Raw genomic sequence first — 17,407 nt, 5'->3', positions numbered from 1 at the left:
AGCCACCAATTTTCATTCTTTACCCCGCAGGAACGAACAAGGAGGCAGTAGATGGCAGGCGAAACCACTATTACGGTCATCGGTAATCTCACCAATGACCCCGAACTGAGGTTCACACCGTCAGGTTCGGCAGTAGCGAACTTCACCATCGCGTCCACTCCTCGCACCTTCGACCGCCAGTCCAATGAGTGGAAGGACGGGGAAACCTTGTTCCTCCGCGCTTCGGTCTGGCGCGAGGCAGCAGAGAACGTCGCCGAGTCCCTCACCAAGGGCACCCGCGTGATTGTTTCCGGCCGCCTGAAGAGCCGTTCCTACGAAACAAAAGAAGGCGAAAAGCGCACCGTTATCGAGCTCGAGGTCGATGAAATCGGCCCGAGCCTGCGTTACGCCAATGCCAAGGTCAACCGCACCCAGCGCTCCGGCGGTCAGGGCGGTTTCGGCGGCGGCGGCAACAGCGGCGGTTTCGGTGGCGGTGGATTCGGTGGCGGCCAGGGTGCAAACCAGGGCGGCAACACCGGAGGAACCTGGGGCGGCAACCAGCCGGCAGCGCAGGATGACCCATGGGCAACGCCCGGAGTCAGCAATGCGGGCGGCGGCTGGGGCAACGGCCCGGATTCCGAACCTCCCTTCTAAACAACAAACAAAGGTCCGGCGCAGCTTCCGCCAGAGCGTTCCGCACGGAACGCTCCGGGCATGCCGCGATCGGACCACCACCATCCCGTGGATCACGATTCACGGGCTCCCTAGAATAGGAGCTCCACGATGGCTAAGGCTGAACTCCGTAAGCCCAAACCAAAGTCCAACCCCTTGAAGGCCGCTGACATCACTGTCATCGACTACAAGGACGTAGCATTGCTGCGCAAGTTCATCTCCGACCGCGGAAAGATCCGCGCCCGTCGCGTCACTGGCGTCACGGTGCAGGAACAGCGCAAGATCGCCCAGGCAATCAAGAACGCCCGCGAAGTTGCTCTGCTGCCCTACTCCGGCGCTGGCCGGGGCTAAGGAAAGGGATTAACTAACATGGCAAAGCTCATTCTGACCCACGAAGTAACCGGTCTCGGTGCTGCTGGCGACGTTGTCGAGGTCAAGGACGGTTACGCACGTAACTACCTGCTGCCCCGCGGCTTCGCCCTGACCTGGTCGAAGGGTGGCGAGAAGCAGGTTGAGTCCATCAAGGCTGCCCGCGCCGCCCGCGAGCACGCTTCCCTGGAAGATGCTCAGAAGCAGGCCGCCGCTCTGTCCGCCAAGCCGGTCAAGCTGGTTGTCAAGGCCGGCGAAAGCGGCCGCCTGTTCGGCACGGTCAAGCAGGCCGACGTTGCCGACGCCGTTGAGGCCGCAGGCCTTGGCAGCATCGACAAGCGCAAGGTTGAACTGCCGGCTCACATCAAGTCGGTCGGTTCCTACCAGGCCAACGTCCGTCTGCACGACGACGTTGCCGCTGTGATCGAACTCGACGTAGTCGCAGGCAAGTAGTAGATCCGGCACTGGCCGGATCACCCTGCAGTCCTGAACTGCTGACGGCCCCCGCCGTCGGATTCCTCCGGGAAGCCGACGGCGGGGGCTTCGTCGTTCGGCGGCTTTCCTCCGGCCGCCTAAGGGCTGTGCAGGACTGTGGTTCCATAGCGGTAGCCGAGGCTGATCAGCTCGGCCAGCACGGTCTCATCGACATCGGCCAGCTTATTGATGTAGAGGCAGCCGGCGCCCGTCTTGTGCTTCCCCAGACGGGCGAGGAGCGCAGCCGACTCCGGTGCGTTTGTAAGGCCATACAGCGACAGGCTGGCTTTGCGGGGAGAAAACCCCACCGCTGCAGTGTCTCCTTCGCGCCCGGTGGCGTACTTATAGTGCACCCTGCCGAATCCGACGATCGTCGGACCCCACATCTCCGGTTCCTGGCCCGTCAGCTCCGCCATGAGGGCTCGAAGGCGCATGCCGTCCTGCCGGCGTACCGGATGCTCCAGCGCCGCGATGAAGTCGTCCGCCGAAACCCCTGTCACCTGTGTCTTGTTATCCGCCATGGACGCAGTGTACTGGGCTGCTTACTGCGCAGCGGAATAAAGGCAGACCCTCCCCGGTTTAGCGAATAGATGCAAATGCATATACAGAGCCAACCAGAGGAGACCGCCATGGAGACCCGCCGCATTACCGTTCTGTCCGCCGGCCTGGGAGTGCCGTCGTCGACCCGCCTGCTGGCCGACCAGCTGGCGGCTGCCGCCACCCGGGAGCTGACGGCCGCCGGCTACGAAGTGACCACCGACATCGTGGAGCTCCGTGAACTGGCCGCGGACATCGCCAACAACTTCGTCACTGGTTTTGCCCCGCCCCGGCTGGCAGAGGTGATTGCCGGGGTCGAGGCCTCCGACGGCATCATCGCGGTCTCACCGGTGTTCAGCGCCTCCTATAGCGGGCTGTTCAAGTCCTTCATCGACGTGCTCGACCCCAAGTCCCTGGACGGCAAGGCTGCCCTCTTGGGGGCCACCGGCGGAACGGACCGCCACCAGATGGTCCTCGACCACGCCATGCGTCCGTTGTTCAGCTACCTGCGCACAAGGACTGCCGCCACGGCCGTCTTCGCCGGCCCCCAGGACTGGGGAAACACGGACGACGGCGGCACCCCCCTTTCGGTGCGGATCGAACGGGCGGCGGCGGAGTTCAGCCGGCTCCTGGAAGGGGACCAGCCGGGCCGCAAACCGGCCCTGCTGGAGTCGCTGCCCTTTGAACAGCTGCTGGCCGGAATCTCAGGCCGGCAGTGACGCGAACTAATCGCCGCACCCGCTCGTTGTGCCGGGCATGAAATGTCCCATTGATTCTTCAGACCTGGTCATGAGCGAACGCAGCGGCGTGGAAATCGACTACTGCCCGCAGTGCCGGGGTGTGTGGCTGGACCGCGGCGAACTGGACAAGATCATCGACCGGATCAACGCGGGGGCGCCGGCCGCACCTTCGGCGCCCGCTCCCCCTGCCCCGGCGTCACCTGCGCCCGGCATGGCTCCGCCGCTGTACCGCAACTTCGAACCGCGGCGTGACCAGCCGCGCTACGACGACCGCAGCTACGGCAAGGGGTACGACCGCGATCATGACCGCCGCCGCCACAAGAAAAAGGAAGGCTGGCTGGGAGACCTGTTCGACTTCTAGGAGGCTGCAGCCACCCGGCGGCAGTCAGTCGTCGAGCAGGGCGATGAATTCGCGTGCCTGCTTCATGGTGATGTCCGAGTGCCGGGTCAGCGCGGTGGCAGCCGCTTCGATGTTGCCGCTCTTGGCGAGCGTGCGGATGCGGCCATAGATCTCGTCATTGAGCATGTTGCTGCTGACCTCCCGGGTGACATCGCCTTTGCTGGCAATGGCCCGGTACCTGTACGGGAACCGCTGGGGTGGCTCGTCGTCGTCCTCAGGTTCGCCGGGTTCCTGGGCCGGAGAGCGGAACGGCTGCGGGTGGGCCGCCAGCGCGGCCACCGCGTCCCGTGACGCGCGCAGTCCCTGTCCTGACACCTCGTAATACAGCTTGATGGCCGCCATGGCCTGGCCCTGGGCAATAAGCGCATACAGCCGCCTGTGTTCGTCCTCGGACAGCTTGGCTGCGGCTTCCCTTGCCAGCTCGGCGGACTCCGCCGGCGGTTTGGCCGGCTCCCGGACCGTGCGCCGGCGGCGGCTCAACGCACGTGCCGCGAGGGTCACGGCGACAGCCACGGCCACGAGGATCAGTGAGGGGATCAGGAGCGATTCCATGGTTACAGCCGATCTACATATTGCTTGGCGGTCAAAAGGTTGGAATGGGTGGCCTGGCGCAACAGCCTGATGGCCTGGAGCTTCTGCCCGTTGCCCACCAGTGCCTGCAGCTGCAGCGCCAGCTGCGGGTCAAGCACCGTACCGGGCACAAGTGCCGCCGGATAAGAGCTGTGCCGCTGCTCAGCATGGTGGCCGGGACCGTAACCAGGATTGCCCGGCGGCCTCGGGCGATGGTCCTGCTGCTGGATCTGCTGCTGCCGGTTCTGGCTTGGCAGGGTCGCCGCCTCCAGGCGCGCCCTGGCCTCCATGGCCGACTGAACCTGGGCTGCGTAGTGGGCCTGGGAACGCCGGGCCAGATCCAGCTGGTAGCGGTCGGCGTCGGACATGCCCCCATCATGCGGCTTCAGTGCCGTAGCGAGAGCCCAGAGGGTTGCGGCGAGGACAAGGGCAGGAACCAAGACTGTCAGTACGTCGCCCATACCTAGAGCTTAACGCCAGATCCGTTTTATCCACAGCATATGCCCGGCTGCGCATAGTGCGGCCCGACGGTGAGGACCCCTGAGGGGAAGATTCGTCCAGATGGCATGAGTGCGGGACGGGCTGGGACATATGCCGGTGATCCGTATCACAAAGCGGGAATGTAAGCGCCAAGAACGCCCTCCGGCGGCGGACCTACCGGCCAGTATCCCCAGCGGACGGTTAAGGCTGTGGATGAAGGTTGCTGCAAAATTTTAATTTGTCCACAGGCCAGTTTTGATGTTTCCGCAGGTCAGGGCCCATATATGCGGCAAAGAAAATTTCTATCCACAGCTTCCCCCACAGGCTGTGCACAAGCAGCAGGATCTTGTGCACACGTTATCCACAGAGGTGCGAAACTGCCGGCTTTGTGAGTGGCCAGCAGGACGCTAACGTAGCGGAGACGCCCCATTCGGGTGAGTTTTCCTACCGGCCTGAAGACCGGAGCCGGCGACCAGCCGGGCTCCGGGAAGTTTGTGCTGCCCTGTGGAAAACCTGTGGATGAGGCGTCGCCGGGGTTCACCGGCCCGGACCGAAAATGTCAGGGCCTGCTGGTGTAGTTGCATTAGCCCGGGCAGCAGATTCCTGCTGCGCGGACCACCCACGGCACACGGCACACGCGCCTCAGTCCTCCTGCACGGACTGCGGACACAATGGAGGACGGCAGCTTTGTCAATTACGCACCTGGACTCAATCGAAGGTACCCGCGAATCCGAAGGCAGCCGTAAACCTCCCCAGGACATCCCCGCCGAACAGTCCGTCCTGGGCGGCATGATGCTCTCCAAGGACGCCATTGCAGACGTGGTTGAGATCCTGCGCGGGCAGGACTTCTACCGTCCTGCCCACGAAACCATCTATGAGGCCGTCATCGACCTCTATGGCCGCGGAGAACCCGCGGATGCCGTCACGGTGTCCGATGAGCTGACCAAGCGCGGCGAGATCAACCGGATCGGCGGACCGGCCTACCTCCACGAGCTCATCCAGACGGTACCCACGGCCGCGAACGCGGGCTACTACGCCGAGATCGTGGCCGAGCGCGCCGTACTCCGGCGGCTGGTCAATGCAGGCACCAAGATCGTCCAGCTCGGCTACGGGCAGGATGGCGAGGTGGAAGACCTGGTCAACCAGGCCCAGGCGGAGGTCTACGCGGTCGCCGAGCGCCGCACGGCGGAAGACTATGTGGTCCTGAAGGACGTCATGGAATCCACGGTGGATGAGATCGAGGCCTCCGGCCACCGCGGCGAAGGCATGGTGGGCGTTCCCACCGGCTTCTACGAGCTGGACGAGCTGACGCACGGGCTGCATCCGGGCCAGATGATCGTCATTGCCGCCCGTCCTGCCGTGGGTAAATCCACCTTCGCGCTTGACTTTGCCCGCTCGGCCGCCATCAAGAACAACCTGAGCACCGTGATGTTCTCCCTGGAAATGGGGCGCAACGAGATCGCCATGCGTCTGCTGTCCGCCGAAGCCACGATCGGCCTGCAGGACCTTCGCAAGGGCACCATCAAGGACGAGCAGTGGTCCAAGATCGCCACCACCATGGGGCGCATGAATGATGCCCCGCTGTTCATTGATGACAGCCCCAACATGTCCCTCATGGAGATCCGGGCCAAGTGCCGCCGCCTCAAGCAGCAGCACGACCTCAAACTCGTGATCCTTGACTACCTGCAGCTGATGAGTTCGGGCAAGAAGGTGGAGTCCCGCCAGCAGGAAGTCTCCGAGTTCTCCCGTGCGCTGAAGCTGCTCGCGAAGGAACTCCAGGTCCCTGTCATCGCGCTGTCGCAGCTCAACCGTGGTTCTGAGCAGCGCCAGGACAAGCGCCCCATGGTCTCGGACCTGCGTGAATCGGGGTCCATCGAGCAGGACGCCGACATGGTGATCCTGCTGCACCGCGAGGACGTCTACGACAAGGAATCGCCGCGTGCCGGCGAGGCAGACATCCTTGTGGCGAAACACCGTAACGGCCCCACCAAGGACATCGTGGTTGCGTTCCAGGGCCACTACTCACGGTTCGCCAACATGGCGGGGGATGCCGGAGGAGGCGGCGGCTTCTAGGCTGCAGGCTGCCGGGGTTAGTGCGGCTGTGACTGCAGCAGGTGGTTGGGGAGCCTGTTTCCCGGGGCTGCTGCCCTGATCTGCAGGAGCTCCCGCGCGTGGGCGTGGAGCCGCTTGTCCTCCTCGGACACGGGGGTCCATGCCGGGATGGGGACCGAGGTGCCTTCGGCGTCACGGGCAACCATCACGGTGAGGCAGTAGGTGGTCAGGTTCAATTCACGGCCCTTGGGGTCCCCGGAGCGGACATGTACGGCAATGTGCATGCCCTTGGTGCCCGTGTAGACCAGCCGGGCCTCCACCTCCACCACGTGGCCGATCAGCAGCGGCCGGTAGAAGCGCACGCCGCCGGAGAAGACGGCTACCGTGTCCCGGCCGCAGTAGCGCGAGGCGCAGACATATGCGGCCTCGTCGATCCATTTCATGACGATGCCGCCATGGACTTTTCCGCCCCAGTTAACGTCGGTGGGCGCCGCCATGAACCGTAGGACGACGCGCTCGGCGGTGCCGGCGTCGGTATATTCCTGGGCGCTCATGGCTTGCACGATGCGCTCCCGGATCCCGATGCGTGCCAGGGCGTGGTCCCGCTGTTCCAGTTCCTCTGCCGTTACCGGCTCGAACTGCCTTACGGGGACGGGTTTCCCGTCCTCGCCAACGGCCACAAAGATCACCATGCACTGGCTGCGCATGGTAGCCGGCCCGCCCTTGGGGTCCCCCGAGGAAACCGCTGTTCGGATATGCATGGAGGAGCGGCCGGTGTAGACGATAGTGGCCGTGACCTCAACCATGTCGCCAATGTTCACCGGGTCTGCAAAGTGGATGTTTCCCACGTAGGCGGTGACGCAGTAGGACTTGGCCCAGCCCACGGCGGCCGCATATGCCGCCTTGTCCACCCATTCGAGCACCGTGCCGGCGTCAACGGATCCGCTGTGGCCCACGTCCATGGGGGCGGCAAGGAAGCGGAGGGTTACTGAGTTGGCGGCAGTCTCGCTCATGACCGCAGTTTACTGACAGCTATCCCTGGCGCGGATCCCGGCCTTCACAAACGCGTGCATGGACGCCATAAGGCGAGCGGGCCCGGCATCCCCGCGTCATGCAAGAGCCGGAGTGGCAGTTGTTCTAACGATAATGATTATCATTAGTACCATGCTGAAGAGACAGTTTACTTTTCCTGCCCCGACCACCACCCGCCGCGGCCCCTCGACGGAGCCATTTGCGGGGAAGTCCGCACTGCGGCTCCAGACCCCCTTCAGGAAGCCGCTCGTGGCGCCGCTGGCCGCCGCCTGCGGAGCTGCCCTGCTGCTGTCAGGCTGTGCCGCTGGCCCCGTGCAAGGTGCCGCCGACGGTCCGGCCAACCCTTCCCCGTCCGCAGAGGCCACAGCACCCACCGAGCTTCGCGCACCTAAGGCGCGCCTGGTCTACACCTATGCTGGCGGAATTGGAGTGCTGGACGCCGCCACCCTTCAGCCTGCCGGGGACGTTGCACTGGACGGCTACAACCGCGTCAGCCCTGCCGGGGACGGCCGCCACGTCCTGGTGGCGGCGAATGACTCGTTCCGTGTCCTTGATGCCGGCACCTGGACCGAGCGGCACGGCGACCACGGCCATTCCTACGCCGCCCGGCCCGCGCTGACGGACCACGCGTTTGAGGCGAGCAGGCCGGGCCATGTGGTGCGGCACGCCGGCAGGACCGTCCTGTTCAGTGACGGGTCCGGCAAGGTGGAGTCCTTTGAATCGGCTGCACTCGGATCGCTGGCGGAGGACGGTCTTCCGGAAACGTCAACCTATACCGTGCCCAAAGCCCACCATGGGGTGGCGGTGGAGCTGGCGGACGGCAGGCTGCTGGTGACGGTGGGGGACGAGAATGCCCGCAACGCCGTGGCCCTCCTGGGGCAGGGTGAGGGTCAGGGCCGTCAGGAGATCCTCCGGAGCCAGCGCTGCCCCGGCGTCCATGGTGAGGCGGTAGCCGGCGAAAACACCGTGGTTTTCGGATGTGAGGACGGGATGCTGGTGTTCAAGGACGGCAAGTTCGCGAAGGTCTCCAGCCCTGACGCCTACGGCAGGATGGGCAACCAGGCCGGCTCCCCGGCGTCGCCCGTCGTGCTCGGGGACTACAAGGTGGACAAGGATGCCGTCCTGGAGCGGCCCACCAGGATTTCACTCGTGAACACCGGCACCAAATCCCTAAAGCTGGTGGAACTCGGGACCAGCTATTCCTTCCGGTCATTGGGGCGCGGGCCAGCCGGTGAGGCGGTGGTTCTTGGCACCGACGGCACGCTGCGTGTTCTCAATCCGTTGACCGGCGCCACCGTGACCACGGTCCCTGTAGTGCCCGCGTGGCAGGAGCCCGAGGCGTGGCAGGACCCGCGGCCCACCCTGTACGTCCAGGGTTCCACCGCCTACGTAACCGAACCGGCCACGCGGAAACTCCACGCGGTCGATCTGAAGACAGGGAAGACCGTCCGCACAGCAACGTTGGCCCACACGCCCGATGAACTGACGGGCGTCACCGGCTGAGTTAGCAACACCGGCTGAAACCATCGAAGAGATTAAAACGACGGCGGCCGCCCACCGGGCACCGAAGCGCCAGGCGAGCAGCCGCCGTCGTTGTTATCTGGACAGTCACCGCTCTGGAGCGGTGCTGCATAACCGGGAAGGTTACGCGAGTACCTTGAGCTTTGAATCGCTGCGGCCGAACAGGGCTGCGTCGGCCGAGAGGCGGCCGGCTCCGGCGACGGCGACAGCCAGTGCCCCGGCTGCAAGCAGGAGCACCAGTTCGTAACCGCCGGTGGCCACGAAAACCCCGGCCGAGGCGTGGACCAGGAATAGGGCGCCAAGCATGTCCACTGCGAGCAGGGCGGCGAAAACGCGGGTCAGCACGCCGAGGATGAGGGCAACGCCGCCCACCAGCTCCAGGGTGGCGACAACGGGAGCGGCGATCTCCGCGGCCGGTACCCCCATCTTGGCGAAGGACGCCTGCGTGCCGGCGATGGTGAATTCGTTGAACTTCTGCCAGCCGTGTGCGGCGAAGAGGAATCCCGCGATCACTCGCAGGATAGTCAGGGCTGTGGTGGTCTGGGTGGACTGGTTCATGGAGATTCTCACCGTTCGAATCGATTGGGGGGTTGTCTCTGTTGCGCATGCGGTCCGGAGCGCGTCGGGTGAAGCTTCTCTTCCACTCTCCCGAAATTTTGTTGAAGTGTCAACTAATGTGTCGTGGTTATCTTTTTTGCGGCAGCTAGGCTGAACCCGTGCCCCACTCGCCTTCCGCCGCCGTTTCCACGCCAAAACCCGAGAGCCACGGCCGTGAAATCCTCCGGCTTGCCGTGCCCGCCTTTGGCGCGCTGATCGCCGAACCGCTCTTTCTGCTTGCCGATTCGGCCATCGTGGGGCACCTGGGCGTTGCCCAGTTGGCCGGCGTCGGACTGGCCTCGGCGGTGCTGCATACCGCGGTGGGGCTGATGGTTTTCCTGGCTTACTCCACCACCCCCGCGGTGGCGCGGGCGGTAGGGGACGGCCAGTTGGGCAGGGCGCTGGCTGCCGGACGCGACGGCGTCTGGCTCGCCCTGCTGCTCGGGACCGCGCTGGCGATGGCTGGGTTCTTCGCCGCGGAGCCGCTGATCGGGCTCATGGGACCGGGTCCGGAGATCCGCACATTCGCCGTGGACTATTTACGCTGGTCGATGCCCGGGTTGGTCGCGATGCTGCTGATCTTTGCCGGCACGGGCGTGCTGAGGGGGCTGCAGGACACCCGGACGCCGCTGGTGGTGGCCACGGCGGGTTTTTCGCTGAACATCGTGCTGAACCTGGTGTTTGTTTACGGACTTGGGCTGTCTGTGTCCGGGTCTGCCCTGGGAACCAGCATCGCGCAGTGGGCCATGGCCGCCGTGTATCTGGTGATGGTGCAGCGCAACGCCCGTCGCCACGGCGTCAGCCTGCTGCCCGACTGGCACGGGATCCGGGCCATGACCAAGGTGGGCTCCTGGCTCATGCTGCGGACCCTCAGCCTGCGCATCGCCATCCTTGCCACCGTGCTCGTGGTCACCGCCCAGGGTGCCGTGAACCTGGCTGCCCACCAGCTGGCCATGACGGTCTTCACATTCCTCGCCTTCGCGCTGGACGCCCTGGCCATCGCAGCGCAGGCGCTGATCGGCAAGGAGTTGGGGGCGTCCAACCCCGGCAAAGCCCGGATCCTGACCCGGACCATGATCCGCTGGGGCACAGGCTTCGGTATGGCTACCGGGGTGCTGCTCGCCCTGGCGGCCCCGTTCGCCGGTGCCCTTTTCACGCCCGACGCCGGTGTCCAGTCGGTGCTGACCGCGGCCCTGTGGGTTCTGGCCGCAGGCCAACCCCTTGCAGGGTACGTGTTCGTCCTCGACGGCGTGCTGATCGGGGCTGGCGACGCGAAGTATCTGGCGATTGCCGGCGTCGTAAATCTTGCGGTGTACCTTCCGCTGCTGCTTGCGGTGCCGCTCGCCGGTGCCGACGGCGCGGCGGCGCTGGTTTGGGTGTGGGTGGCCTTTTCGCTGGGCTACATGTGCGCCCGCGCGGTGACGCTGGGACTGCGAGCCAGGACAGACCGCTGGATGGTGCTCGGCTCCTAGCCTGCTGCCGGATTCGCGGGCGGAGGCCGGCGCACTAAACTGGAGCGGTGACTTCCCCCGCTAAGCCTGCTGAATCCGATGTGCCTGCCTCCTCGGCGGAGCTGTGGAAACCCGCCCTGCTGCGGGCCGCCGCCGCGCTGGTCTTCGGTGCGATGACTGTGTTCTGGGCGGCGCCTTCCGTGACCGGAATGTCGCTGACGGGCGGAGTGTATCTGCTGGCCACCGGCCTGATCCTGCTGTGGGGCATTCCGCTGACCGGTTTCCGCCGCGACGCGCCTGCCGGCCGCGTGTTGTCGGCCGCGGGAGCTGCCCTCACCGGTGCCGGTGTGGCCCTGCTGTTCCTGCATGGCAGCCTGGTGTTCGCCGTGATTGGCGCTCTGGGCCTGGCCGCGGCGGCGGCGGCTGAACTGTACCTGGGCATCAGGTTCCGCGGACGGCATGTCCTGGCCCGCGACTGGCTGGCCTCCGGAATTATCGGGCTGGGCACGGCCGGCACGCTGCCATTCTTTGCGGGCCTTGGCCCGCATGCGCTGCTGGGGGTTGCCGGCGGCGGCGCAATTATTTCGGGCGTGCTCTGGATCCTGGCGGGCCTCTCGCTCCGGCACGATGCGCGGGCGGACGTGCCAAAGGCCGTAAACTAGTGTCAGGGCTTCTACCCCTTGTAGAACAGCCTTCGCGAACCAGCACCCCTTCAGGACCAGCACACATCACAGCGGGCAGGCCGCATCACGCCGCCCGCACGGGAGGAATCACCTTGGCACACCAGAAACCAGGAGAACCGCGCAATCTGCGGACCTCGGTGAAGGGACCCCTGATGTTCTCCGCCTTCTGGGCTGTGGTTGCGTTCTTCGCAGTGCTGATTTTTGCTTCCGGCGGCAGTGCCCGGTCGCCGCGGTTCGACCTGGCCTTCACTGCCGCCGGCATTGCCTTTATTGTCACCCTTGTCATCGCCGCGATGCTGTCCATGAGCTACAAGGACAACGCCGCCCACCTGGGGAAGGGCTCCGGAGTGAACCTGAGCTCCGCCCGGAAGCCGTCGCAGGGACACGGAGGCCACGGGACGCAGGGTACCCGAAATGAGGGCACCCAGCGCCGCCCGGATGCCCCGGGTTCGGCCGGATCCGGTGACTCCGGACCCGACGGCGCAGCCTCCTAACGCCCCGGCAGCCAGCCGCGCCGGCGCGGTTTAGTCTCTGCCGCGCGCTGCCTGCCTTCCGCTGACTACTTCCCGGTGGGCGCTGACTACTCTCCGTTGGCCCTAACTACTCTCCGCTGGCACGGCGCGCCCGGTACGCCGCCACGTGCGCGCGGTTGGCGCAGTTTCCCGTGTCGCAGTATCGCTTGGAGCGGTTCCGGCTGAGGTCGAGCACGGCCGCGTCGCAGTCATCGGCCGCGCACACGAGCATGCGGTCCATCTCTTTGCTGCGGATCACATCAGCCAGCGCCATGGCCGCTTCGGTGCCCATCCTGTCCGCCAGCGGGGCATCGTGCGTGGTGGCGTGTAGGTGCCAGTCCCACTGGTCGTGCTTGAGGAGCTGGGGGAGTGCCTGGGCTTCGCGCAGGAGCCGGTTCACGCCAGCCACGGCCGTATCCTCATCCGCCGTCCACAGGGTTGCCAGTTCAGTCCGCAGTGCGTGGATGCTGGACAGTTCCGCCGCGTCGTGGGTTCGGGAACCGGTGAAGCCTTCCTGCCGCAGGAACTCGTCCAGATCCTCCACTGCGGCGAGGTGTTCCTCGCCGTTGGCGGCCGAGTTGATGAGGTTCACCACGAAGCGCAGCGAGACTTCCGTGTCAGGGGCAAAGACCACCTTGACTCCTTACAATGCGGGGGCGTAGTGTCAGGACCAATACCCCATTTTACTCCTGACGGGAGGCATCCGTGCCCGCATCGAACAACCGCGCCGAAACGGCTCCAACTTCCGCGGCTCCCGCTTCGGGGGTGGCTCCGGCCACGGCCAATGCCTCCGGCTTCCTCGCGTCAGGACTGGGTGTCGCCCTTTTTTCCTCCGCGATCTTTGGGCTTTCCGGCTCCTTCGCCAAGGCCATGCTGGAAACCGGCTGGACGCCCGGGGCTGCCGTCACCGCCCGGCTGACCGGTGCCGCGCTGATCCTCGCAATCCCCGCGGTTCCGGCGCTCCGGGGCCGGTGGCACCAGCTGAGGTCGAACTGGCTGACCATTGTCCTGTTTGGCCTGATTGGCGTCGCAGGGTGCCAGCTGTTCTACTTCAACGCAGTGGCCCGGCTGTCCGTTGGCGTGGCACTTCTGCTCGAATACCTCGGCCCCGTATTGATTGTGCTGTGGCTCTGGGTGGTCAGCCGGAAGCGGCCGCGCCCCCTCACGATCGCAGGAACGCTGCTGTCCCTGGGCGGTCTGATCCTCGTCCTTGACCTCACCGGTGCTGTGAAGGTCGACGCCGTCGGGGTGCTTTGGGGCCTTGCCGCGGCTGTCTGCCTAGCTATCTATTTCTTCCTCACGGCCAAGGAGAACGACACCCTGCCGCCCATCGTCCTTGCGTCGGGCGGGCTCTTGGTGGGTGCCGCGGTCATGTGGCTGGCGGCGGCCACCGGCCTCCTTCCCATGGCCATGAGCACAGCCGACACCAGGCTCGGTCCGTGGACCACGCCGTGGTGGGTTCCGCTGGGCGGTCTGGTGGTGCTGGCGACTGTCCTGGCCTACGTCTCCGGGATCATGGCTGCACGCGCACTCGGCACCAAAGTGGCCTCGTTCGTGTCCCTCACCGAAGTACTGTTTGCCGTGATCTGGGCCTGGCTGCTGCTGGGTGAACTGCCCGGTGCCATTCAGCTCCTCGGGGGAGTGCTGATCGTCGGCGGGGTGCTGTTCGTCCGGCTGGACGAGCTCCGGGGTGCCAAATCGGGGGCCCAGGCTGCGGTGTGTGCACAGCTTGACCATGCGAACGACGTCGAACCCGTTCCCTGAGTCTTCATTGACTTGGTTACAGAGCTTAAATGCCGGAGGGCCGGACGCAACGCGTCCGGCCCTCCGGTGCGTTCCCGGTCTAGCTGCGGGATGCTTCCTCCTGCTGGGAAGCGTTGCGGCTGGCCTGCTTGCCGGCCTCGTCCAGGGCCTGGGCCACCCTGGTGAGGGCTGCGGCGTGGCCCTGCCAGTCGCTGCGGAACTTGTCAGCGTCCGGGCCCCTCCAGTCGGTGCCTTCAAGCGCCTTGGACAGCAGGGACTTCTGCTTCTCGATTTCATTCGAACCAGCCTGCAGCTTGCTGCCCAGGGTCTTCAGCTGCTGAATGTCTGCACCCATAAGAGCCATTAGATAATCTCCTTTAATCAACGGACCCGATCCAGTCGGCATCCCCAGCGGCCTCCGGCTCGTCCGGAAGATCCATTGCCTAAAAACTATCCTCCGGCCCAAAAGAGTGTCGATGGGCAGCGCTCCCCATGCAGTCCTCCCCATGGGCACATGCTCCGCCCGAAGCGGACACGGAAGGGTCGATCCTCGGCGTTCCAGAGCCTAGCATGAGGGTATGTGCCGGAATATCCGTACCCTCCACAACTACGAACCGCACGCAACGTCAGAGGAGATACACGCCGCGGCGCTGCAGTATGTGCGAAAAATCAGCGGCAGTACCAAGCCCTCGAAGGCCAACGAGGAGGCGTTCGAGCGCGCCGTCCACGAGATAGCACATGTGACCCAGCACCTGCTCGAGTCCCTTGTGACCCATGCCCCCGCGAAGGACCGCGACGAGGAAGCGGCCAAGGCGAAGGCGCGTGCGGCCGTCCGCTTCGGGACGGCCTAGCGTTGGGTACTACCTGCCGAATCGGCGCAGCCTGAGCGAGTTGGCCACCACCAGCACCGAACTCGCGGCCATCGCCACGCCGGCCACCATGGGGTTGAGCAGGCCGAGGGCCGCCACCGGAATGCCCACCGCGTTGTAGAAGAAGGCCCAGAACAGGTTGGTCTTGATGGTGGCCAGCGTGCGCCGGGACAGCTCGATTGCGGTGGCCACCTGCCCGAGGTCGTTGCCCATGACGGTCAGGTCGGCGGCTTCGATCGCCACGTCCGTGCCGGAGCCCATTGCGATGCCGAGGTCGGCCTGCGCCAGGGCCGCGGCGTCGTTCACGCCGTCACCTGCCATGGCCACGGTCGCGCCGCCGGCCTGCAGCCGACGGACGGCTTCCACCTTGCCTTCTGGCAGCACGCCGGCGAAGACATCATCCGCGTCGATTCCGACGTCGGCAGCCACCTGGGCTGCGACCGCGGCGTTGTCGCCCGTGAGCAGGATGGGCCGCAGGCCCAGTGCCTTGAGTCGTGCGACAGCCGCCTTCGACCCCGCCTTGACCGTGTCGCGCAGCTCGATGATGCCGGCAGCCTCGCCGTCCACGGCCACCCAGATTGCCGTGGCGCCGGACTCTTCAGCGGTGCGGAGCGCCTGATCCTGCGCCGGCGTGGGCTCAACGCCGTTCTCCCGGAGCCAACCGCTGCGCCCGGCAACCACGAGCCGGCCTTCAACGGTTCCCACCACTCCGCCGCCCGGCGCGGAACGGAAGCCGACGACGGCGGGCAGGCCCGCGCCGTCGTCCGCTTCGCTGCCGCTGTGGCTGGTGTACGGCCGCCGGCCCGCGGCGGGCACGGCTGACCTTGCGGCCGCAGCGATCGCGGCGGCGATCGGATGCTCCGACGCCGACTCGACGGCACCGGCCAGCCGCAGGACCTCCGCCTCGCTGAACGGGACGAACGCTTCGGTTGCGACGACAGACAGCTGGCCGCTGGTGACGGTTCCGGTCTTGTCCAGCAGGATGGTGTCCACAGTGCGGGTGTCTTCCAGGACCTGCGGACCCTTGATGAGGATGCCCAGTTGGGCACCGCGGCCCGTCCCGGTCAGGAGGCCCACGGGGGTTGCCAGGCCAAGGGCGCAGGGGCATGCGATGACCAGCACGGCCACCGCGGCCGTGAAGGCTGCGCGAAGCTCCGGCCCCGTGATGTCCGGGCCGGCGGTCAGCAGCCAGCCGCCGAACGTGAGGACGGCGATGGCCAGGACCACCGGCACGAATACGGAGCTGATCCGGTCAGCCAGCCGGGCGATCGGCGCCTTGCCGGTCTGCGCCTGCGAAACGAGCCGCCCCATCTGGGCCAGGGTGGTTTCGGCGCCGACACGCGTGGCCCGGACCAGCACCCGGCCGGACGTGTTGATGGTGGCACCGGTGACCAGGCTGCCCGGACCGACGTCCACGGGAACCGATTCGCCGGTGACCAGCGAGGCGTCCACCGCCGAGGCGCCGTCCACCACCACTCCGTCGGTAGCAATCTTCTCCCCGGGGCGGACCACTATCAGGTCCCCGACCGCCAGCCGGCTGGCGGGGATTTTTATCTCGGTGCCGTCCTGCAGGATTGTGGCATCCTTGGCGCCGAGGTCCAGGAGGGCGTGCAGGGCGTCCCCGGCCTTCGACTTGGCGTTAGCCTCCAGGAAACGTCCCAGCAGGAGGAAAGTGGTGACCACGCTGGCCACCTCGAAGTACAGGCCGCCGGAACCCGTCCCCATTTCCTCCATGCCGGGGTGTTCGGTCAGGCGGGGGCTGGCGAGGAGCTGCCAGGCGGAAAACAGGTAGGCGGCGATGACGCCGAGCGACACCAAGGTGTCCATGGTGGAAGCGAAGTGGCGGGCGTTGATGGCGGCCGCCTTGTGGAACGGCCAGGCCGCCCAGCTGACCACGGGCAGCGCCAGGGCAGCCACCACCCAGCCCCAGTTGGGGAACTGGAAGGCGGGAAACATCGAGATCAGGAACACCGGGACGGCCAGGACTGCCGCGACCAGCAGGCGCGGTTTCAGTTCGGATGCCTTGCCGCCATGGGCCATGTGGTCCTGGTCCTCCGCCGGTCCGCCATGCTCCGCGTGCTCGCTCGTTCCTTGCTTAGGCGCACGCTTCTGCACTCCGGCACCGGCGTCGGCTGCCTGCGTCGTCGGGTAGTGGGCTGGCCTGACTTTTGCCTTGTAGCCGGCGGCGGCCACCTGGTCGGTGATCTGCTGGTCCGTGATGCCTGCCGGGACTGTTACGTGCGCCGTTTCCAGGGGGAGATTGACGGTGGCCTGGACGCCGTCGAGCTTGGCGAGCTTCTTTTCCACTCTGTTCACGCACGACGCGCAGGTCATACCCTCGACGTCGAGTTCGATCACCCGCTCGGCCGAGCCTGCGGGAAGGTGTTCGGTGCGCATGAATGGTCCTTCTGTGGTGGTGCTCGGTGCTGTGGTGGTATCCGGCGCTCTGGCCGTGCTCAGTGCGAGTTGGAGGCGGGGGTCAAGCCTCGTTGGCCACCACCAGGTAGCCCGCCTCGGCCACGGCCTCGCCGATTTCCGAGGGGGAGAGCTTCTGCGTGGAGGTGATGGTGACAGTCGAAATGCCGCCCGCGTTGAGGTCGATGTCGATGTCCTCGACGCCAGCCAGTGCCTCGAGCTCCTCGCTGACGGCGGAAACACAGTGCCCGCAGGTCATTCCGGAGACGTGGACCTTTGTGGAGATGGTGCTCATTGCTGACTCCTCGTTG

Annotated in this window: 21 protein-coding genes; 12 read left to right on the top strand and 9 right to left on the bottom strand. The window is 66.0% G+C overall.

The genetic code is table 11. The annotated features are described in order from the left end of the window. The first annotated feature begins 51 nt into the window (after window positions 1–51). The 3 genes from AC5RWD_RS02760 to rplI all read left to right on the top strand — a co-directional run bounded on the left by AC5RWD_RS02760 (window position 52) and on the right by rplI (window position 1,473). Entirely contained in the window at window positions 52–633 is a 582-nt protein-coding gene (locus AC5RWD_RS02760) for a single-stranded DNA-binding protein (protein WP_494018582.1), read from the top strand. Between the two features lie 129 nt (window positions 634–762). Continuing rightward, entirely contained in the window at window positions 763–1,002 is a 240-nt protein-coding gene (gene rpsR / locus AC5RWD_RS02755; protein ID WP_003800144.1) for a 30S ribosomal protein S18, read from the top strand. 18 nt (window positions 1,003–1,020) lie between these two features. Next, window positions 1,021–1,473, top strand: a complete 453-nt coding sequence (gene rplI, locus AC5RWD_RS02750) for a 50S ribosomal protein L9 (protein WP_076799464.1) — start codon at window positions 1,021–1,023, stop codon at window positions 1,471–1,473. A gap of 119 nt (window positions 1,474–1,592) precedes the next feature. On the opposite strand, the gene AC5RWD_RS02745 is transcribed toward rplI, so the two are convergent. Beyond that, entirely contained in the window at window positions 1,593–2,015 is a 423-nt protein-coding gene (locus AC5RWD_RS02745) for a DUF1801 domain-containing protein (protein WP_494018581.1), read from the bottom strand. Between the two features lie 108 nt (window positions 2,016–2,123). Between AC5RWD_RS02745 and AC5RWD_RS02740 the strand changes: the two genes are divergently transcribed. After that, complete coding sequence (locus AC5RWD_RS02740) at window positions 2,124–2,750, top strand: FMN reductase (RefSeq protein WP_494018580.1); 627 nt, start codon at window positions 2,124–2,126, stop codon at window positions 2,748–2,750. 37 nt (window positions 2,751–2,787) lie between these two features. Further along, on the top strand, window positions 2,788–3,132 hold the full coding sequence (locus tag AC5RWD_RS02735; protein ID WP_494018579.1) for a TFIIB-type zinc ribbon-containing protein: 345 nt from the start codon (window positions 2,788–2,790) through the stop codon (window positions 3,130–3,132). Window positions 3,133–3,156: 24 nt separating this feature from the next. Here AC5RWD_RS02735 and AC5RWD_RS02730 read toward each other — a convergent pair whose 3' ends face one another. Continuing rightward, on the bottom strand, window positions 3,157–3,723 hold the full coding sequence (locus AC5RWD_RS02730; RefSeq protein ID WP_494018578.1) for a hypothetical protein: 567 nt from the start codon (window positions 3,721–3,723) through the stop codon (window positions 3,157–3,159). A gap of 2 nt (window positions 3,724–3,725) precedes the next feature. Next, entirely contained in the window at window positions 3,726–4,202 is a 477-nt protein-coding gene (locus tag AC5RWD_RS02725) for a hypothetical protein (protein ID WP_494018577.1), read from the bottom strand. A 706-nt stretch (window positions 4,203–4,908) separates the two neighbouring features. Between AC5RWD_RS02725 and dnaB the strand changes: the two genes are divergently transcribed. After that, on the top strand, window positions 4,909–6,294 hold the full coding sequence (dnaB, locus tag AC5RWD_RS02720; protein WP_494018576.1) for a replicative DNA helicase: 1,386 nt from the start codon (window positions 4,909–4,911) through the stop codon (window positions 6,292–6,294). A gap of 17 nt (window positions 6,295–6,311) precedes the next feature. Here dnaB and AC5RWD_RS02715 read toward each other — a convergent pair whose 3' ends face one another. Further along, window positions 6,312–7,286 (bottom strand): acyl-CoA thioesterase, encoded by a 975-nt coding sequence (locus AC5RWD_RS02715; protein ID WP_494018575.1) that lies wholly within the window; start codon window positions 7,284–7,286, stop codon window positions 6,312–6,314. Window positions 7,287–7,437: 151 nt separating this feature from the next. Here AC5RWD_RS02715 and aztD point away from each other — a divergent pair, with 151 nt between their 5' ends. Then, the gene (gene aztD / locus AC5RWD_RS02710) at window positions 7,438–8,808 is read left to right on the top strand and encodes a zinc metallochaperone AztD (RefSeq protein ID WP_494018574.1); all 1,371 of its coding nucleotides are present in this window, start codon (window positions 7,438–7,440) and stop codon (window positions 8,806–8,808) included. 141 nt (window positions 8,809–8,949) lie between these two features. Here the strand turns inward: aztD and AC5RWD_RS02705 are convergent, their stop codons facing one another. After that, the gene (locus tag AC5RWD_RS02705) at window positions 8,950–9,384 is read right to left on the bottom strand and encodes a DoxX family protein (protein WP_494018573.1); all 435 of its coding nucleotides are present in this window, start codon (window positions 9,382–9,384) and stop codon (window positions 8,950–8,952) included. A gap of 158 nt (window positions 9,385–9,542) precedes the next feature. Here AC5RWD_RS02705 and AC5RWD_RS02700 point away from each other — a divergent pair, with 158 nt between their 5' ends. The 3 genes from AC5RWD_RS02700 to AC5RWD_RS02690 all read left to right on the top strand — a co-directional run bounded on the left by AC5RWD_RS02700 (window position 9,543) and on the right by AC5RWD_RS02690 (window position 12,051). Continuing rightward, on the top strand, window positions 9,543–10,895 hold the full coding sequence (locus tag AC5RWD_RS02700; protein ID WP_494018572.1) for an MATE family efflux transporter: 1,353 nt from the start codon (window positions 9,543–9,545) through the stop codon (window positions 10,893–10,895). Between the two features lie 47 nt (window positions 10,896–10,942). Then, window positions 10,943–11,536 carry a hypothetical protein gene (locus AC5RWD_RS02695; RefSeq protein WP_494018571.1) on the top strand — a complete coding sequence of 198 codons (594 nt, stop codon included), beginning with the start codon at window positions 10,943–10,945 and terminating at the stop codon, window positions 11,534–11,536. Between the two features lie 113 nt (window positions 11,537–11,649). Then, on the top strand, window positions 11,650–12,051 hold the full coding sequence (locus tag AC5RWD_RS02690; protein WP_494018570.1) for a hypothetical protein: 402 nt from the start codon (window positions 11,650–11,652) through the stop codon (window positions 12,049–12,051). 106 nt (window positions 12,052–12,157) lie between these two features. Here AC5RWD_RS02690 and AC5RWD_RS02685 read toward each other — a convergent pair whose 3' ends face one another. Further along, entirely contained in the window at window positions 12,158–12,703 is a 546-nt protein-coding gene (locus tag AC5RWD_RS02685; RefSeq protein WP_494018569.1) for a CGNR zinc finger domain-containing protein, read from the bottom strand. Window positions 12,704–12,834: 131 nt separating this feature from the next. On the opposite strand from AC5RWD_RS02685, the gene AC5RWD_RS02680 reads away from it, so the two are divergent. Beyond that, window positions 12,835–13,833: an EamA family transporter gene (locus AC5RWD_RS02680; RefSeq protein ID WP_494018727.1), complete on the top strand. Its 999-nt coding sequence runs from the start codon at window positions 12,835–12,837 to the stop codon at window positions 13,831–13,833. A gap of 79 nt (window positions 13,834–13,912) precedes the next feature. On the opposite strand, the gene AC5RWD_RS02675 is transcribed toward AC5RWD_RS02680, so the two are convergent. Beyond that, complete coding sequence (locus AC5RWD_RS02675) at window positions 13,913–14,176, bottom strand: hypothetical protein (protein ID WP_494018568.1); 264 nt, start codon at window positions 14,174–14,176, stop codon at window positions 13,913–13,915. A 214-nt stretch (window positions 14,177–14,390) separates the two neighbouring features. Between AC5RWD_RS02675 and AC5RWD_RS02670 the strand changes: the two genes are divergently transcribed. Further along, window positions 14,391–14,663 (top strand): DUF2277 domain-containing protein, encoded by a 273-nt coding sequence (locus AC5RWD_RS02670; RefSeq protein ID WP_410556494.1) that lies wholly within the window; start codon window positions 14,391–14,393, stop codon window positions 14,661–14,663. A gap of 9 nt (window positions 14,664–14,672) precedes the next feature. On the opposite strand, the gene AC5RWD_RS02665 is transcribed toward AC5RWD_RS02670, so the two are convergent. Together AC5RWD_RS02665 and AC5RWD_RS02660 are read right to left on the bottom strand one after the other, a co-directional pair. After that, on the bottom strand, window positions 14,673–17,078 hold the full coding sequence (locus AC5RWD_RS02665; protein WP_494018567.1) for a heavy metal translocating P-type ATPase: 2,406 nt from the start codon (window positions 17,076–17,078) through the stop codon (window positions 14,673–14,675). Window positions 17,079–17,160: 82 nt separating this feature from the next. Beyond that, entirely contained in the window at window positions 17,161–17,391 is a 231-nt protein-coding gene (locus AC5RWD_RS02660) for a heavy-metal-associated domain-containing protein (RefSeq protein ID WP_494018566.1), read from the bottom strand. Between the last annotated feature and the right edge of the window lie 16 nt (window positions 17,392–17,407).

It is taken from the genome of Arthrobacter sp. CMU6, assembly GCF_059090205.1.
Note: the sequence above shows the minus strand (reverse complement) of the source record. Positions and strands in the feature narration are given on the sequence as shown.

Bases quoted from the DNA above. Each gene is read 5' to 3' on its own strand.
- aztD (WP_494018574.1), top strand. From the start codon at position 7,438: ATGCTGAAGAGACAGTTTACTTTTCCTGCCCCGACCACCACCCGCCGC.
- AC5RWD_RS02715 (WP_494018575.1), bottom strand. From the start codon at position 7,286: ATGAGCGAGACTGCCGCCAACTCAGTAACCCTCCGCTTCCTTGCCGCC.
- AC5RWD_RS02740 (WP_494018580.1), top strand. From the start codon at position 2,124: ATGGAGACCCGCCGCATTACCGTTCTGTCCGCCGGCCTGGGAGTGCCG.
- AC5RWD_RS02675 (WP_494018568.1), bottom strand. From the start codon at position 14,176: ATGGCTCTTATGGGTGCAGACATTCAGCAGCTGAAGACCCTGGGCAGC.
- AC5RWD_RS02730 (WP_494018578.1), bottom strand. From the start codon at position 3,723: ATGGAATCGCTCCTGATCCCCTCACTGATCCTCGTGGCCGTGGCTGTC.
- AC5RWD_RS02745 (WP_494018581.1), bottom strand. From the start codon at position 2,015: ATGGCGGATAACAAGACACAGGTGACAGGGGTTTCGGCGGACGACTTC.
- AC5RWD_RS02705 (WP_494018573.1), bottom strand. From the start codon at position 9,384: ATGAACCAGTCCACCCAGACCACCACAGCCCTGACTATCCTGCGAGTG.
- rplI (WP_076799464.1), top strand. From the start codon at position 1,021: ATGGCAAAGCTCATTCTGACCCACGAAGTAACCGGTCTCGGTGCTGCT.
- AC5RWD_RS02670 (WP_410556494.1), top strand. From the start codon at position 14,391: ATGTGCCGGAATATCCGTACCCTCCACAACTACGAACCGCACGCAACG.
- AC5RWD_RS02665 (WP_494018567.1), bottom strand. From the start codon at position 17,078: ATGCGCACCGAACACCTTCCCGCAGGCTCGGCCGAGCGGGTGATCGAA.
- rpsR (WP_003800144.1), top strand. From the start codon at position 763: ATGGCTAAGGCTGAACTCCGTAAGCCCAAACCAAAGTCCAACCCCTTG.
- AC5RWD_RS02735 (WP_494018579.1), top strand. From the start codon at position 2,788: ATGAAATGTCCCATTGATTCTTCAGACCTGGTCATGAGCGAACGCAGC.
- AC5RWD_RS02760 (WP_494018582.1), top strand. From the start codon at position 52: ATGGCAGGCGAAACCACTATTACGGTCATCGGTAATCTCACCAATGAC.
- AC5RWD_RS02660 (WP_494018566.1), bottom strand. From the start codon at position 17,391: ATGAGCACCATCTCCACAAAGGTCCACGTCTCCGGAATGACCTGCGGG.
- AC5RWD_RS02725 (WP_494018577.1), bottom strand. From the start codon at position 4,202: ATGGGCGACGTACTGACAGTCTTGGTTCCTGCCCTTGTCCTCGCCGCA.